At 71.0% G+C, this 16,055-nt stretch carries 13 protein-coding genes; 10 read left to right on the top strand and 3 right to left on the bottom strand.

The window, feature by feature from the left end; genetic code table 11:
• Positions 1-157 precede the first annotated feature (157 nt).
• Both AC3ET3_RS33565 and AC3ET3_RS33560 read left to right on the top strand, forming a co-directional pair.
• Positions 158-751, top strand: coding sequence for a dTDP-4-dehydrorhamnose 3,5-epimerase family protein (locus AC3ET3_RS33565; RefSeq protein ID WP_432139694.1), 594 nt, complete (start codon positions 158-160; stop codon positions 749-751).
• A gap of 50 nt (positions 752-801) precedes the next feature.
• Entirely contained in the window at positions 802-2,016 is a 1,215-nt protein-coding gene (locus tag AC3ET3_RS33560) for a macrolide family glycosyltransferase (RefSeq protein ID WP_432158688.1), read from the top strand.
• 78 nt (positions 2,017-2,094) lie between these two features.
• Here the strand turns inward: AC3ET3_RS33560 and rfbH are convergent, their stop codons facing one another.
• The gene (gene rfbH, locus AC3ET3_RS33555; RefSeq protein WP_432139692.1) at positions 2,095-3,396 is read right to left on the bottom strand and encodes a lipopolysaccharide biosynthesis protein RfbH; all 1,302 of its coding nucleotides are present in this window, start codon (positions 3,394-3,396) and stop codon (positions 2,095-2,097) included.
• A gap of 298 nt (positions 3,397-3,694) precedes the next feature.
• Here rfbH and AC3ET3_RS33550 point away from each other — a divergent pair, with 298 nt between their 5' ends.
• From AC3ET3_RS33550 to AC3ET3_RS33540, 3 genes are all read left to right on the top strand, one after another.
• Positions 3,695-5,050, top strand: coding sequence for an acyltransferase (locus tag AC3ET3_RS33550; protein ID WP_435613505.1), 1,356 nt, complete (start codon positions 3,695-3,697; stop codon positions 5,048-5,050).
• A gap of 240 nt (positions 5,051-5,290) precedes the next feature.
• Complete coding sequence (locus AC3ET3_RS33545) at positions 5,291-5,911, top strand: HAD family hydrolase (protein WP_432139690.1); 621 nt, start codon at positions 5,291-5,293, stop codon at positions 5,909-5,911.
• A gap of 266 nt (positions 5,912-6,177) precedes the next feature.
• Complete coding sequence (locus AC3ET3_RS33540) at positions 6,178-8,067, top strand: ABC transporter ATP-binding protein (protein ID WP_435613504.1); 1,890 nt, start codon at positions 6,178-6,180, stop codon at positions 8,065-8,067.
• A gap of 51 nt (positions 8,068-8,118) precedes the next feature.
• On the opposite strand, the gene AC3ET3_RS33535 is transcribed toward AC3ET3_RS33540, so the two are convergent.
• Positions 8,119-9,429: an ROK family transcriptional regulator gene (locus AC3ET3_RS33535; RefSeq protein ID WP_435613503.1), complete on the bottom strand. Its 1,311-nt coding sequence runs from the start codon at positions 9,427-9,429 to the stop codon at positions 8,119-8,121.
• Positions 9,430-9,598: 169 nt separating this feature from the next.
• Here AC3ET3_RS33535 and AC3ET3_RS33530 point away from each other — a divergent pair, with 169 nt between their 5' ends.
• Genes AC3ET3_RS33530 through AC3ET3_RS33515 form a run of 4 tightly spaced genes read left to right on the top strand, consistent with a single transcriptional unit; the run spans position 9,599 to position 14,237 of the window.
• Positions 9,599-10,915, top strand: a complete 1,317-nt coding sequence (locus AC3ET3_RS33530) for an ABC transporter substrate-binding protein (protein WP_432139687.1) — start codon at positions 9,599-9,601, stop codon at positions 10,913-10,915.
• A gap of 13 nt (positions 10,916-10,928) precedes the next feature.
• On the top strand, positions 10,929-11,936 hold the full coding sequence (locus AC3ET3_RS33525; RefSeq protein ID WP_435613502.1) for a carbohydrate ABC transporter permease: 1,008 nt from the start codon (positions 10,929-10,931) through the stop codon (positions 11,934-11,936).
• Positions 11,937-11,967: 31 nt separating this feature from the next.
• Positions 11,968-12,807: a carbohydrate ABC transporter permease gene (locus AC3ET3_RS33520; protein WP_432158697.1), complete on the top strand. Its 840-nt coding sequence runs from the start codon at positions 11,968-11,970 to the stop codon at positions 12,805-12,807.
• Between the two features lie 59 nt (positions 12,808-12,866).
• Positions 12,867-14,237 carry a GH1 family beta-glucosidase gene (locus tag AC3ET3_RS33515; RefSeq protein WP_435613501.1) on the top strand — a complete coding sequence of 457 codons (1,371 nt, stop codon included), beginning with the start codon at positions 12,867-12,869 and terminating at the stop codon, positions 14,235-14,237.
• 50 nt (positions 14,238-14,287) lie between these two features.
• Here AC3ET3_RS33515 and AC3ET3_RS33510 read toward each other — a convergent pair whose 3' ends face one another.
• Complete coding sequence (locus tag AC3ET3_RS33510; RefSeq protein ID WP_435613513.1) at positions 14,288-14,404, bottom strand: substrate-binding domain-containing protein; 117 nt, start codon at positions 14,402-14,404, stop codon at positions 14,288-14,290.
• On the opposite strand from AC3ET3_RS33510, the gene AC3ET3_RS33505 reads away from it, so the two are divergent.
• Positions 14,360-15,592 (top strand): Ig-like domain repeat protein, encoded by a 1,233-nt coding sequence (locus tag AC3ET3_RS33505; RefSeq protein WP_435613511.1) that lies wholly within the window; start codon positions 14,360-14,362, stop codon positions 15,590-15,592. The two genes, AC3ET3_RS33510 and AC3ET3_RS33505, sit on opposite strands and share 45 nt — an antisense overlap.
• Positions 15,593-16,055 lie beyond the last annotated feature (463 nt).

Here is a 16,055-nt window from a genome sequence, read left to right as displayed (position 1 = left end):
GTGCTGCCCCGCGGACACGCGAGTGTGACCCCTCCACTGAAGCAGCCGCCGATCGAGGACCGATCAAGGCACCGTCGAGTGGAGCCGGTCACCGGCCGTCCTCGATCGGTCCTCGATCCCGACGACCTACGGTGGGGCCACCATGAAGGTTCGAGAGATGGCTGTGCCGGACGCCTACCACATCACCCCGCACCAACTCCGTGACGAGCGCGGCAGCTTCTACGAGTCGTTCCGGCACGGCAGGCTGGCCGAGGAGCTCGGCCGTCCCGTGCCCGTGGCGCAGGTGAACTACTCGGTGTCGCGCCGCAGCACCCTGCGCGGCCTGCACGGCACACTGCTGCCGCCGGGACAGGCGAAGGTGGTGTGCGTGGTGCGCGGCGCGGTCCTCGACATCGTCGTGGACCTGAGGGTCGGCTCACCGACCTGGGGCGTGCACGAGGCGAACTGGCTGTCCGCCGAGTCCGGGGACACGCTGTTCGTCGCCGAGGGCCTGGTGCACGGCTTCCTCGCCCTCACCGACGACACCTGCGTGTCGTATCTGTGCTCCACCGAGTTCGTGCCCGGCACCCAGGTGGACATCGACCCCTTCGACCCGGAACTCGACCTGCCCTGGCGCCTGTCGGAGGCACCCCGGATGTCGCGGAAGGACGCGTCGGCGATGTCCGTCGCCGAGGCCCGGGACACCGGCGTGCTGGCCCGCTACGAGGACTGCCTGGCGCACTACGAGGCACTGCGCCGCACCACCCGCTGACCCCTCGGCCGCCCGGCACACCGGGCCGGCCGAACACCCATCGGAGAGCCATGCCGCCCGGCACCCCCACCCCCGCCCGCCACTACGCCCTGCTGCTCTTCGCGGACTTCGGCCACATCGCCCCCACTCTGGCAGTGACCCGCGAACTCATCGCCCGCGGCCACCGCGTCACCTACGTCGTCGACGAGCGGTTCGCTCCACTCGTCGAGGACTGCGGGGCCCGCGCCGTCACCTACACCTCCGCGCGCGGCGAGTTCTACCGCAGCGCCGACCCGAGCCCCGACCGGCTCGCCCGCGACGGCTACGACCTCCTGGTCGACACCGTCCGCACCGTCTTCCCCACGGCACGCGACGCCCTCGCCGCCGACCCGCCCGACGTGCTGCTCTACGACTTCGAGACCGTCGCCGCCGGCAGGGTCGCCGCGCGCGTCCTGGACGCCGTGCCGGTGCAGGTCTGCCCGAGCCACGCGGCCAACGAGAAGTTCTCCCTGCGCGCCCAGCTGTGGGACCCCGGGCACCCGCTGATGGCGGAGGGCGCCAGAGTGCTCGTGGACTTCATGGGCGGACACGGCATCGGCCCGCAGGAGATGGGCCGCTACGGCACCGAGTGGGACGAGCGCAACCTGGTCTTCCTGCCCCGCGCCTTCCAGATCGAGGGGGACGGCTTCGACGAGCGGTTCGCCTTCGTGGGCCCCGCCTTCACCGAGCCCGGCCCCGGTCTGTGGTCGCCGCCCAGCGACGGGCGGCGGATCGCCCTCGTCTCGCTGGGCACGGAGTCGGGGGACCGCGGCGGGCTCTTCCGGCTGTGCGCCGAGGCGTTCCCCGCCGACGCGTGGCACGTCGTGATGACCCTCGGCCGGGACACCGATCCCGCGCTCCTGGGGCCGCTGCCGGCCCATGTCGAGGCCCACTCCTGGCTGCCGCACCCCGCCGTACTGCCGCATGCCGACGTGTTCGTGTGCCACGCCGGCATGGGCAGCCTGATGGAGTCCCTGGCTTACGGAACGCCCGTGGTCGCCCTGCCTCACGCACACGAACTGGTACTGAGCGCACAGCGGTTGGAGGAGTGCGGGGTGGGCCGCTCGCTGCCCCGGGCCGGTCTGACCGCCCGGAGCCTGACGGACACGGTGGCCGGGCTCCTCGGCGACCCGGCGGCGCCGGCCGCCCTGGCCCGCATGCGGGAGGCGGTACGGCAGGCGGGTGGCGCGCCCCGCGCCGCGGACCTGCTGGAGGCCTGGGCCGCGCGGTCCCCCGCGGCGGGCTGAGCGGCGGGCACCCGCCCACGGCGACGGGGCGGGCCCGGTACCGGAAGGTGCCGGGCCCATCCGCGGGCGTTCACGGCGTCAGTGCGGCAGCGTCACGTACTCCATCACGGTGTTGATGCTGTGGTCGATCATCTCGTCGGTCAGGCCCGGGTACACGCCGATCCAGAACGTCCGCTCGGTGGTGATGTCGCTGTTGGTGAGCGGCCCGCTGACCCGGAACTCCCGCCCCTCGTACGCCGGGTGGCGGGTCAGATTGCCCGCGAAGAAGCGACGCGTGGCGACCTTGCTGGACTCCAGGTGGTCGATGAGGGCGCCCGGCGCGAACGGGGCGTGCGGTTCCACGGTGATGGCGAAGCCGAACCAGCTCGGGTCGCTGCCCGGCGTCGCCTCCGGGAGCAGCAGGTGCGGCAGCCCGTCCAGGCCCTTCCGCAGCCGCTCCCAGTTGTGACGGCGGGCCCTGCCGAACTCGTCGATCCGGGTCAGCTGCGAGAGCCCGAGCGCCGCCGACACGTCGGTCGACTTCAGGTTGTAACCCACGTGGGAGAAGATGTACTTGTGGTCGTAGCCCTCGGGCAGCGACCCCATCTGCTGCTCGAACCGCTTGAAACAGCGGTTGTCCTCGCCCGGTTCGCACCAGCAGTCGCGGCCCCAGTCCCGCATCGACTCCACGATCCGCGCCAGGACCATGTTGTCCGTGAGAACACAGCCGCCCTCACCCGTCGTGATGTGATGGGCGGGATAGAAGCTCTCCGTCGCGAGGTCACCGAAGGTGCCGGTCAGCTGCCCCTCATAGGTGCTGCCCAGCGCGTCGCAGTTGTCCTCGATGAGGAACAGGTCGCGGTCCCGGGCCAGTTGGGCGATCTCCTTCACCTGGAAGGGGTTGCCCAGGGCGTGCGCCATCATGATGGCGCGGGTGCGGGGGCCGATCGCCTGCTCCACGCGCTCCAGCGAGGCGTTGTAGGTGCCCAGTTCGATGTCGGTGAAGACCGGCGTCAGACCGTTCTGCAGGATCGGGTTGACCGTGGTGGGGAAGCCGGCGGCGACCGTGATCACCTCGTCACCCGGCTTCAGCCGGTCCTCGCCCAGCTGCGGTGAGGTGAGACTGGCCAGCGCCAGCAGGTTGGCCGACGAACCGGAATTGGTCAGATGCGCCTTGCGCAGCCCGAAGTACCTCGCCAGCGCACGCTCCAGCCGACGCGAGCTGACACCGGCGGCGATGCGCATGTCGAGCGCCGCCTCCACCAGGGCCACCCGGTCGTCCTCGCTGAGCACCGCACCCGAGGCCTGCACCGGGGTGACACCCGGAACGAATCCCGACGAGACGGTGGAACGGTGGTAATCGCGGACCAGGTCGAGGATCTCGGTCTTGTCGTTCCCCACGGCTGATGGCCTCCTGTGTGTGCCGGTGGGGACGAGACGTACGGCCGGCTCGCAGTCGAAGCGGGTCCCCACGCCCGTATCGTTCGATCGGGGGAACCCCAGACCAGCACGCGGCCGTGCCCCCGGGCCAGGAACACCGGCCGAATCTAGGGATCCACCAAACATTGACCACCGCCGGGACCCGTCGTGAGGGCGGCCGTGTGCACCGCCGCAAGTTCTAGGGGATTCACGGGTCCCGTCCCGGCAGGCTGAGGTGCCGGGCCCGGCGCGGGCCCCCCGCCCGTCCCTGGAGACTCCCATGAAGATCGGCCGCCCGCCGGTGGGCAACCCCGGGCGCACCGTCGTCCTGCGCGCAGGAGCGCCGTACGGCGTGCGTGTCCGGCTCGGCGTGCACGACCTGATGAACGGCACGTTCGCCACGCCGCGCACCTTCTTCTACCGGCGGACGCTGGACGACGACGCCGTCGAGGACTCCCTGCGCCGCACGCTCGCCCACTATCCGCTGCTCACCGGACGCCTCGTACGCGATCCGGACGGCGGACTCGCCGTGGCGTGCGACGACGCCGGCGCCGTCCTCTCCGTCGCCCACTCGGACCGGGCCATGCCCGACTACGGGCCGGACCGGCCGGCGCGGCAGGACCTGCGCCGCTACATCCACCCCGTCAACGCCTTCCGCGTCGTCGGCCACGACACGCCCCTGCTCTCCGTCAAGGTCACGCATATGCGCGGCGGCGGGTCCGTGCTCGGCGTCTCCATCAACCACGCCGTGGTCGACGGCACCGGCTACCTGGACTTCCTGCAACACTGGTCCCGCACGCACGCCGACGAGGAGACCCGGGCCGCGCCGTACGACCGTGCCCTGCTCGGCCGACTCGCCGACGGCGTACGTCCGGCACCGGACGACCCCCAGTACACCGTGGTCACCGCACGGCAGAAGGCCGGGTTCCTCTGGAAGGTCAACGCCGGAGCGCGGAAGATGCGCACGCTCACCGTCCGGTTCACCGCCGGCGAGGTCCTCGCCCTGCGCGAGACGGCGCGGGCGGGCCAGGACGCCGACCGGCCGCCGGCGTCCAGCGGCGACGCACTCGGGGCGCACCTGTGGCGCGTCCTCGGTGCGCTGCGCGACCGGGAACCCGGCGCGGAGGAACGCCTGGGGATCGTGGTCGGGCTGCGCACCGCGCTCAAGGGCAGCCTCCCGGACGGCTACTGGGGCAACGCGGTCTCCAACACCACGGCCGTGCTCCCGGCCCGGGAGTTGCGGGAGGAACCCCTGGCGCACACGGTCGCGGCCGCACGGGCCGCCCTGGACCGCGTCACCCCCGACCGGATCCGCCAGGAGGCCGCCTTCCTGGAGGCCCAGCGCTCGGCCGGCCGCTCCGGCCGCGTGTTCAGCCGCATGGCCCTGGACGCGTTCGAGGGCACGGTCGCCCTGAACAACTCCAGCCGGATCCCTGTCTACGCCGTCGAGTTCGGCGCCGGGCGGCCGTTCTGGTTCGAGTTCCCGGCGAATCCCATCCCGTGGACGGTCCTCATCACCCCGACCCCGGACGACGACCACAGCCGCGACGTCCACCTGAGCATCCCCCGTGACGCGGCCGACGCGCTGCAAACCCCCGCGTGGGCCGGACGCCTGCGCCACACCTCAGTGCGTTGACCGTCCCTGACCGCATGCCGCGCCGCGCGTCGAGGACGGTGTCGCTGATCTGGTCAGCGCTCTTGTAGAGGTCCCCCCGGTCGTGGACTCCGAAGGGAACATACGACGGGACACGATGCCCCTGACGACGGCCCGGAAGGCGGCGCACGGCGGACTGGAGCGATCACGATGTGACCAGTCGTGAAGGATCACTCACATCTCTGGTGTGAGCCCCCTCACGGGTGGCATAGTCGAAGACTCATGTCTGCTCACACCGCCGCCGTGTTCTTCTCTTTGGACTGCGTCCTGGTCCGGGGAGGCAGCCTCTCCCGCCTGCTCGAGGAGCGCCTCGGCCTGAGCGGCCCGTCGAGCCTGCATGAAACCGGGGAGACCGACGCGGCGCGCTGGGCGGGGATCGCCGAGGGGGCCCTGCACACGCAGCTCACGGGCCTGCCCCTGCTCCCGGGCGTCCCCGAGACGACCCGTTGGTGCTGGGGCAACGGTCTGGTGCCGGTCATCTCCAGCCTCACCTGGGCCCCGGTCGGCGCACACCTCGCCGACCGGTTCGGTGCCCACTCCTATTTCGGATGCCCCCTGGAGGCGTCGCAGGGCCGCTTCACGGGCAAGACCGGCGACATGACCGTCCTCACGGACGAGAGCGAGTTCGCCCGTCGGCGGGCGGGCGAACTCGGCGTCACCCCTGAGGACTGCGCGGCGGTGGGCGCCTGCGCCGCCGACGGCCCCCTCTTCGACTCCGTCGGCCTCGGCATCGCCTTCAACGCCCCGTCCGCCACCGGCGCCCGTGCGACCACGTCGGTCCAGGGCGACGACCTGCGCGCGGTGATCCCCGCGCTGAAGACCCTGACCCGCATCGGGGGATGACGCCGCCGCCCGCCGGGTTCACGGCCTGCCTCCGCCGCCTCGCCGGGCGGCAACGATCGTTTTGAACGCCCGCACCCCGCCCGGGACAGCGGCGCGAACGTCACCCCGAATCTGCGGACCGGTGTCAGACGGGGCCATGCGGCCATCGTGCCGACTGACGTGGGAAGCGTCAGGGGAGTGTCCGGTTGTCGCCCATCCGCGGTAAATGCCTGGACCGGTGCCGTCCTCCCGCGGGAGACTTCCGGATTCCGACCCCCAGGAGTGTGATGGCGACCCCAGACGTACACAGGCCGACGCCGGGCAGGAGCGCGGTCGTTCTCGCGCTGCGCCGCTACGGCCAGGAGCTGTTCCGACTACGGCGGCTCGCCCTGCCCGCGCTGTTTCTGCCGGCCGTGGGCAACATCGGCATCCGCTACGTGGCCCCTCTGCTGATCGCCAGACTGGCGGGGCAGGCCGCCGACGACGGTGGCCTCACCCTGACCTCCGCACTGCCGTACGTGCTGGGCTTCGGCGCGGCGCTGCTGCTCGCCGAAGCCGTGTGGCGGATCGGGCAGCACTGCCTGAACCGGGTGGACGCCCTCGGCATGGAGCACCTGTACGTGAGCGGCATGGACGAACTCCTCGCCAAGGACGCCGCGTTCTTCCACGACAACTTCGCCGGCTCGCTGACCAAACGGGTGCTGAGCTTCGGCAAGCGCTTCGAGGACTTCGTCGACACGCTGACGTACCGGATCGTGGGCAGCCTCGTGCCCCTGGTGTTCGGCGCCGTGGTCCTGTGGAGCTACGCACCGATGCTCGTCGTCGGCCTCCTGCTGATGATCGCCGTGACCGCGGTGGCCGCGGCGCCTCTCGTCCTGCGCCGTCAGGCGCTCGTCAACGAACGCGAGGCGGCGATCGCACGGGTCTCCGGCCATGTCGCCGACAGCCTCACGAACATGGAGACCATCCGGGCGTTCGCCGCCGAGCGGCGGGAGGCCGAGGAGCACCGTAGCCGCGTCGCGGACTCCCGGCGCCTGACGCTGAAGTCGTGGGACTACGGCAATCTGCGCGTCGACACCCTCATCGCCCCCATGTCCGTACTGACCAACGTGCTGGGCCTGCTCGTCGCCATCGCCTTCGGAGGGCAGGGCCGGGGGGTGGAGGAGATCGTGGTGGCGTTCACCTACTACTCCAACGCCACCCAGATCATGTTCGAGTTCAACCAGATCTACCGGCGGCTGGAGAGCTCGATGACGGAGGCCGCCCAGTTCACCGAACTGCTGCTTGACCCGCCGACCGTGCTCGATCCACCGGATCCCGAAGCGCTGTCCCCACGGGACACCGGCATCCGCTTCGAGGCCGTGACGTTCGCCCACGCCGGTGCGGAGCCGATCTTCGAAGGCCTCGACCTGGACGTGCCCGCAGGAGCGCGGATCGGCCTGGTCGGCAGGTCCGGCGGAGGCAAGACCACCCTCACCCGGCTCCTGCTGCGGATGTCGGACATCGACGCCGGACGCGTCCTGATCGGCGGTCAGGACATCAGCCGGCTGCGCCAGGCCGACCTGCGCTCACTGATCGCCTACGTCCCGCAGGAACCCGCCATGTTCCACCGCAGTCTGCGGGACAACATCGCCTTCGCCCGGCCCGGCGCCACCGACGCGGAGATCCGTGCGGCGGCCGCGGCCGCCCACGTCACGGAGTTCGCCGGCCGGTTCCCCGACGGCTTCGCCACCCTGGTGGGGGAGCGGGGAGTGAAGCTTTCCGGCGGCCAGCGCCAGCGTGTCGCTCTCGCCAGGGCCATCCTGCGCGACGCCCCGATCCTGCTGCTCGACGAGGCGACCAGCGCGCTGGACTCGGAGAGCGAGCTCCTCGTGCAGGACGCCCTGTGGCGGCTGATGGACTCACGCACGGCCCTGGTGGTCGCCCACCGCCTGAGTACCGTCGCCGGCATGGACCGCCTCGTCGTCCTCGACCGGGGACGCGTCGTCGAACAGGGCACGCACGGGGAACTGCTCGCCGCGGACGGTGCCTACGCCAAGTTGTGGCAGCACCAGTCGGGCGGCTTCCTCGGTGAGAGCGCCGAACCGGCCGCCGGCGACACCCCGCCGCCGACCGGTCCCACCGGCCTGCCGGAACCGGCCGGGAACCGCGAGGCTTCGACCGGCGTGAGCACCTGACCCGGCACCGCGCTCGGCAACACGGTCGCCACGGCAGGAGGGGAGGAGCGTTCACGACGTCATCCGGTCCCGTATCGCCGTCCGCCACGCCGGAGCCGGTGCGCTGGGCTGCTCCTTGGGGCGGTGGCCGCCGCGGGCGAAGAAGTCGGCGAGGGGCAGGATGGCCGCGCCGACGGTGACCGCCTCGGGGCCGAGCCTGCCCAGGTCGATGCGGGTGCGCGCGGCGGGGTGGCGCAGCGCGTACGCCATGGCGTGGGTCTTGACCGCGTCGAGGAAGCGGCTGCCGAGCTGGAGTCCGGCCCAGCCGCCGACGAGGATGCGCTCGGGTCGGAAGAGGTTGATGAGGTCGGCGAGGCCGGCGCCCAGGTATTCGGCGGTCTCCTCCAGTACGGCGAGGGCGGTCCGGTCGGGCTCCGCCCGCGTGCTGTCCGGGTAGGCGGCGGCGAGCATCGCGGTGAGCGCCGTCTCCTCGTGGGTGCCCTCGGGCGGGGTGCCGCCGGCCTCCCGCCACCGGTCGAGCAGCGCCTCCGCGCCCGCGTACGCCTCCAGGCAGCCGAGGGTGCCGCAGCGGCAGCGGCGGCCCCGGACCCGTACGGTCAGATGGCCCCATTCGACGGCCCGGCCGGGTCCCATGTCCTCGGAGAACAGGCTGGCGCCGACGCCGGAGCCGAAGAGGACGAAGACCGCGTTGCGCGCGCCGCGCCCGGCGCCGAACCACATCTCGGCCTGACCGAGGGTCTTGGCGCCGTTGTCGATGCGATACGGCACGTTCGACGGCAGGCTGCCGCTCTCGCGCAGCAGGCGCTCCAGCGGGACGCCGTCCCAGCCGATGGTCTGGCCGTGCACCACGGCGCCGTCCTGCGGGGTGCGTTCGACGATGCCGGGTACGCCGATGCCGACGCCGAGCAGCCGCTCGGCCGGGACACCGGCCCGGCGCAGCACTTCGGCGACGCCGTCCTGGACGTGCCGGACGACGACGGCGACGTCGTAGCGGGCGTGCCGGTCGGTCCCGGTGGTGGACAGGGCCCGCTCGGTGCGGGCGAGTTCGGTGAGCGTCAGGTCGAACAGCTCGATCCTGACGCGGGTCTCGCCGATGTCGACGCCGATCATGCAGCCGCCCGCAGGGCTGACCCGCAGCAGGGTGCGCGGCCGGCCCCCGGCGGAGTCGACGCTGCCGGCCTCCTCGACCAGTTTGTCGGCGACGAGTTCGGCGACCACGTTGCTGACCGAGCCGGAGCTGAGCCCGATGGCGGGGCCGAGGGCGAGGCGGCTGAGCGGCCCGTCGAAATACAACCGTTGCAGAACCGCGGCTCGGTTCTCGCGCCGCAGGTCACGCACCGTGCGGCCACTCCTCGCTGGCACTTCGCCCCCTGTCCTCCGGCTCCCCGCCCTCAACATACCCGTGGCGGGGGCCTTGACCCACCCTTCTCATAGCTATTAACTCACGACCTAAATTAAGCCGTACGGAGAGCCTGTCGGGTGCTCGCCGTGCCGGTTCCCACGCCCTCCCCTGAAAGGGTCCGGAGCAGCCATGCGCAGAATCAGAGCCGCAGTCACCGGCGCCGTCACCTTGTCCCTCGCACTCACCGCGGCCGCCTGCGGAGGCGGTTCCTCGACGGGCGGGGGGTCGAACGACTCGCCCAAGACCCTGACCTACTGGGCCTCCAACCAGGGCGCGAGCATCGAGGTCGACAAGAAGGTCCTCCAGCCCGAGCTCGACAAGTTCGAGCAGGCCACCGGCATCGAGGTGAAGCTGGAGGTCGTGCCCTGGTCGGACCTGCTGAACCGGATCCTGACCGCCACCACCTCCGGGCAGGGCCCGGACGTCCTCAACATCGGCAACACCTGGTCCGCCTCGCTCCAGGCGACCGGCGCGCTGCTCCCCTGGGACGAGAAGAACCTCGACAAGATCGGCGGCAAGGACCGCTTCGTGGAGTCCGCGCTCGGCTCGACCGGCGTCCAGGGCCAGGACCCGGCCGCCGTGCCGCTGTACTCGATGGCGTACGCCCTCTACTACAACAAGAAGCTCTTCGCGCAGGCCGGCATCGAGAAGCCGCCCGCCACCTGGGACGAGGTGATCGCCGCCGGCAAGAAGCTCACCGCCGAGGGCAAGAACGGCATCGGCGTCGAGGGCTCCAACCTCTCCAACAACATCCACCAGGTCTTCGTGCTCGGCAAACAGCACGGCGCGGACTTCTTCACCCCCGACGGCAAGCCGGACTTCACCTCCGACGGCGCGGTCGCCGCGGTCAAGCAGTACGTCGACCTCATGGCCAAGCACAAGATCGTCGCCCCGGGCAACGCCGAGTACGCCCAGAACCAGTCCCTGAGCGACTTCTCCAACGACAAGACCGGCATGGTGCTCTGGCAGACCGCCTCCGCCACCTTCAAGGCCCAGGGCATGAAGGACGAGGACTGGGGCGTGGCGCCCGCGCCCGTCCAGTCCGGCCGGCCCGGCACCGGTGAGGCCACCAACTCCATGGTCGCCGGCATCAACTTGTCGGTGTTCAAGAACACCGACAACCTCGACGGCGCACTGGAGTTCGTGAAGTTCATGACCAGCGATGAGGAGCAGAAGATCCTCAACAAGGCCTACGGCTCCATCCCGCCGGTCAAGAGCGCCCAGCAGGACGCCGCCTTCGCCGCCCCCGCCGTCGCCGTGCTGCGTGACACCCTCGCCACCAGCGCCGCCGCCCTGCCGCAGGTCCCCGAGGAGTCCCAGTTCGAGACCGTCGTCGGCACCGCCGTCAAGGACCTCTTCGCCGACGCCGCCGCCGGCCGCCCCGTCACCACGGAGTCGGTGCGCGCGAAGCTCGAGAAGGCCCAGCAGCAGATGCCGAAGAAGTAGGCGCGATCCTCCCATGACCACGACCGTCGCATCCCGCCACGACCGGACCGGACCGGGCACGACGGGCAAGCACGACCGTCCAGGAGCGCAACGGAACCCCCGCCGCTCCGGGCGGCGGCTGCGCCACGTCTCACTGCCCTACCTGCTGCTCCTGCCCGCCCTGGTCCTCGAACTCCTCGTCCACCTCGTGCCGATGCTCATGGGCATCGTCATGAGCTTCAAGGAACTGACCCAGTTCTACATCTCCAACTGGTCCGACGCCCCCTGGGCCGGCCTCGACAACTTCCGGATGGCGGTCGACTTCGACGCCCCGGTGGGCGAGGCACTGCTGAAGTCGTTCCTGACCACCTGCCTGTTCACCGTCTGCTCGGTGGGCCTGTGCTGGCTGATCGGCACCACCGCCGCGGTCTTCCTCCAGGAGAAGTTCCGCGGCCGGGGCCTGCTGCGCACCCTCTTCCTCGTCCCGTACGCGCTGCCCGTCTACGCCGCCGTCATCACCTGGGTGTTCATGTTCCAGCGCGACAACGGCCTGGTGAACCACGTGCTGCACGACCAGCTCGGCATCGGCGACGACCCGGCCTTCTGGCTCGTCGGCGACAACGCGTTCTGGGCGCTGCTGACCGTGTCGGTGTGGAAGGGCTGGCCGTTCGCCTTCCTGACCCTGATGGCCGGCCTGCAGAACATCCCCAAGGACATGTACGAGGCGGCCGCCCTGGACGGGGCGGGTGTCTGGAAGCAGATCCGGCACATCACCCTGCCGTCGCTGCGCCCCGTCAACCAGGTGCTGGTGCTGGTGCTGTTCCTGTGGACGTTCAACGACTTCAACACACCGTTCGTGCTGTTCGGCAAGGCGGCCCCGGAGTCCGCCGACCTGATCTCCCTGCACATCTACCAGTCCTCGTTCCAGACCTGGAACTTCGGCACCGGCTCGGCCATGTCCGTCCTGCTGCTGCTGTTCCTGCTCGTCGTGACCGGTGTCTACCTGCTGGTCACCAGCCGGGGAGGCAAGGCCCGTGCCTGACACCTCGAAGCGGCGCGCCCCGCGCTCGCCGATGTCCGCCCCGCCGTCCTTCCTGTGGACCCGGCGGATCTTCCTCACGGGCCTGACCGTGTTCGTGCTGCTGCCGGTGTACGTGATGCTCTCCAGCTCGCTGAAGCCGCTGGAGGACGTGTCGGAGAAGTTCCAGTGGATCCCCTCCGGGCTCACCGTCCGGCCGTACGTCGACATCTGGGAGACCGTCCCGCTCGCGGACTACTTCGTCAACTCCCTGATCGTCTCGGGCGCCGCCACCGTCTGCTCGGTGGCCATCGCGGTCTTCGCCGCCTACGCGGTCAGCCGCTACGACTTCCGCGGCAAGCGGGTCTTCACGGTCACCGTGCTGTCGACGCAGATGTTCCCCGGCATCCTGTTCCTGCTGCCGCTGTTCCTCATCTACGTCAACATCGGCAACGCCACCGGCATCGCCCTGTTCGGTTCCCGCGGCGGACTGATCCTCACCTACCTCACCTTCTCCCTGCCGTTCTCCATCTGGATGCTGATCGGGTACTTCGACTCGATCCCGCGTGACCTGGACGAGGCGGCCGAGGTCGACGGGTGCGGTCCGGTTGGTGCGCTGTTCCGGGTGATCGTCCCGGCCGCCGTGCCGGGCATCATCGCGGTCGCCGTGTACGCCTTCATGACCGCCTGGGGCGAGGTGCTCTTCGCCTCCGTCATGACGAACGACACCACCCGGACCCTCGCGGTCGGTCTCCAGGGCTACTCCACGCTCAACGACGTGTACTGGAACCAGATCATGGCGGCGTCCCTCGTGGTGAGCGTGCCGGTCGTCGCCGGCTTCCTGCTGCTCCAGCGCTACCTGATCACCGGTCTGACCGCCGGTGCCGTGAAGTAGCGCCCGCGCGAGGCTCCTGCCCTTCTCCCGCTTCCCCGTGCATCCCTGGAAGGTCTTCCGTGTCCGAATCCGCAGCCCCGCACGCCCTCGACCTGGCCGCCTTCCCGGCCGACTTCACCTGGGGCACCGCGACCTCCGCCTACCAGATCGAGGGTGCGGTGGCCGAGGACGGCCGTACCCCGTCCATCTGGGACACCTTCTCCCACACCCCCGGCAAGGTCGACAACGACGACCACGGCGACATCGCGTGCGACCACTACCACCGCTGGCCCGAGGACATCGCCCTGATGCGGGAACTCGGCACCGACGGCTACCGCATGTCCATCGCCTGGCCGCGCGTTCTGCCCGGCGGCGACGGACCCGTCAACCCGGCCGGTCTCGACTTCTACGACCGCCTCGTCGACGCCCTGCTCGCCGCCGGCATCACCCCTTTCGTCACCCTGTACCACTGGGACCTGCCGCAGGCCCTCCAGGACCGCGGCGGCTGGACGGAGCGGGACACCGCGCAACACCTCGCCTCCTACGCCTCGGTCGTCGCCGCCCGGCTCGGCGACCGCGTCACCCGGTGGGCCACCCTCAACGAGCCGCTGTGCTCAGGCTGGATAGGGCACCTGGAGGGCCGGATGGCCCCCGGCCTGACCGACCTCACCGCGGCCGTACGCGCCTCCTACCACCTCCTTCTCGCACACGGCCTGGCGGTGCAGGCGGTCCGGGCCGCCGTGCCCGGGGCGCAGATCGGCCTGGTCACCAACCACTCCACGGTCGACCCCGCCTCCGCCCGCCCCGAGGACACCGCGGCCGCCGTCCGCATGGACGGCCACAGCAACCGCTGGTGGCTCGACCCGGTGTACGGGCGCGGCTTTCCCGCCGACATGCGTGAGCTGTACGGAGTGGAGCTGCCCGAGCGGCCGGGCGACCTGGAGGTGATGGCGACGCCGACCGACTGGCACGGCCTCAACTACTACTTCCCGGTGGTCGTCACCGACGACCCCGAGGGCCCGGTGCCGTACGCCCGCGAGGTCAGGGTGCCCGGCGTGCCCCGATCCGGCATGGACTGGCCGGTCGACGCGGCGGGCCTGGAGGGCATGCTGATGCGCCTGACCGAGGACTACGGGGTGCGCCGCCTCTACATCACCGAGAACGGCTCCGCCTACCCGGACACGGTCGCCGCCGACGGCAGCGTGCACGACCCCGAACGCACCCGGTACCTGGAGGAGCACCTCGCCGCCTGTGCCCGCGCGGTGCGCAAGGGCGCCCCGCTGGCGGGGTACTACGCCTGGTCGCTGCTGGACAACTTCGAGTGGGCGTACGGATACGACAAGCGGTTCGGTCTGGCCCACGTGGACTACGCGACCCAGCGGCGCACGCTGAAGAGCAGCGGGCGCCGCTACGCGGAGATCATCCGTGCGCACCGGAGCAGCGTGTCCTGAGCCCGGGTGGCCGACCCTCGGTGCGCTCCCGGACGGACCGGCACCGAGGGTCAGGCCGACTCGCGGATCACCAGCTCCGGTTCGAAGACCACCGACGAGGGCTGCTGGGCGGTGCCGGCCAGCTGCTCCACGAGCAGCCGGGCCGCCGTCGCGGCCATCTCCTCCACCGGCTGGCGACCACCACGGCGCTGGCGTCCGTACCGAACCCGTCCGTGGTGGGCGAGCCGGCGACCTTCACCGCCACTGTCGTGCCCGTCGCCCCCGGTGCGGGCACCCCCACCGGCACCGTCACGCTCGACTTCGGTGACGGCACCGCGCCCGTGACCCTGCCCCTCACCGACGCGGTCGCGACCACCGACCACACCTATACGAGCGCCGCGGGCAGTCCGTACATGGTCACCATCGCCTACGACGGCGACGCGGACTTCACCGGCTCCACCCGCCCGTACACCCACAGGGTGCGCCGGGCTCTGACCACCACGACCGTGACGTCGGCGCCGGATCCGTCGGTGGTCGGCGAAGCGGTGACCTTTACCGCCGACGTCGCACCCCTCGTCCCCGGTGCGGGCACCCCTACCGGCACCGTCACGCTCGACTTCGGCGACGGTGCCACCCCTGCCACCGTCTCCCTGACCGACGGCACGGCCACCGTGAGCCACTCCTACACCAGCCGCTCCGGCGGCCCCGACGCGGTCATCGTCACCTACAGCGGCGACCTGGACTTCGTCTCCTCCGGAGGCGCCGCACTGCACACCGTGAACCGCGCGGCGACCACTACGACCGTGGCCGACGCTCCGGACCCGTCGGTGGTCGGCCAGCAAGTGACATTCACCGCCACCGTCGCACCCGTCACCCCCGGAGCAGGCACGCCCACCGGCACCGTCGTCTTCAACTTCGGCGACGGCAGCAGCCTCGTCACCGCCACCCTCGCCTCCGGCAGCGCCACTGTCACCCGCCCCTACACCAGCAGGAGAGACGCCCCCGACACGGTCACCGCCACCTACACCGGCAGCACCAGCTTCGCCGGCTCCAGCGGCACCGACCCGCACACCGTCAACCGGGCACTGACGACCACCACGCTGGTCTCCTCCCCAGACCCATCGCGGCCAGGACAGCCCTTCACCCTCACAGCGACCGTCACACCTGTCGCGCCCGGAGCCGGGACCGCCACCGGAAGCGTCACCTTCACCATCGCCAACCGCTCCTCCGTCAGCTCCCCTCTCGTCAACGGCAGCGCCACCACCGCCGTCAACGTGCCACTGAACGTCGGCACCCACCCCATCACCGCCGCGTACCCCGGCAGCGCCGACTTCGCCGGCTCCACCGGCACGGACACGCACACCGTCACGCCCTGACCCGCTCCTTGGTGATCGGCAACCTCGCTGAAGCTCGAACGGAGCGCTTCGGAAGGCTGCGGCGGCGTGGGCACTGCCAGCCCGCTGAGGCCATCTGCGGCAGAGCGTCTCATTGCAGGAGCTTCAGCACCGCGCTCGGCAGCTGGTCGGCTTGGGCAAGGACGGAGGCAGCGCCTGCTCCAGGGTGGAGCTTCCGGAGCCCATGTTCTGGGCGGCTGAGACCGAAGGCTGTTGAGCTTGCGCGGCAGAGGCGCTGCCGAGGGTGGCTGCGCCGCATCCTTCCGGCAGTCCTGCCATCGTGAGCCTGGCAGCTTCGTCCATCGTTTCGGTCGTGCGGTTGGGATTCGGTGGGTCCCGTGGCAGGTGGTTCTGTGGTGGTTGCGTGTCATCGGGGAGATGTTGGGGGTATCGTTTTCCGGCCCCGAGATTATACGCGGGCGGAATTGTAGGGAGTGGTGAGTGG

This window comes from Streptomyces sp. bgisy159 (genome assembly GCF_057707805.1).
The sequence above is the reverse complement of the archived record's forward strand: the minus strand, read 5'-3'. Positions and strand labels throughout refer to the sequence as shown.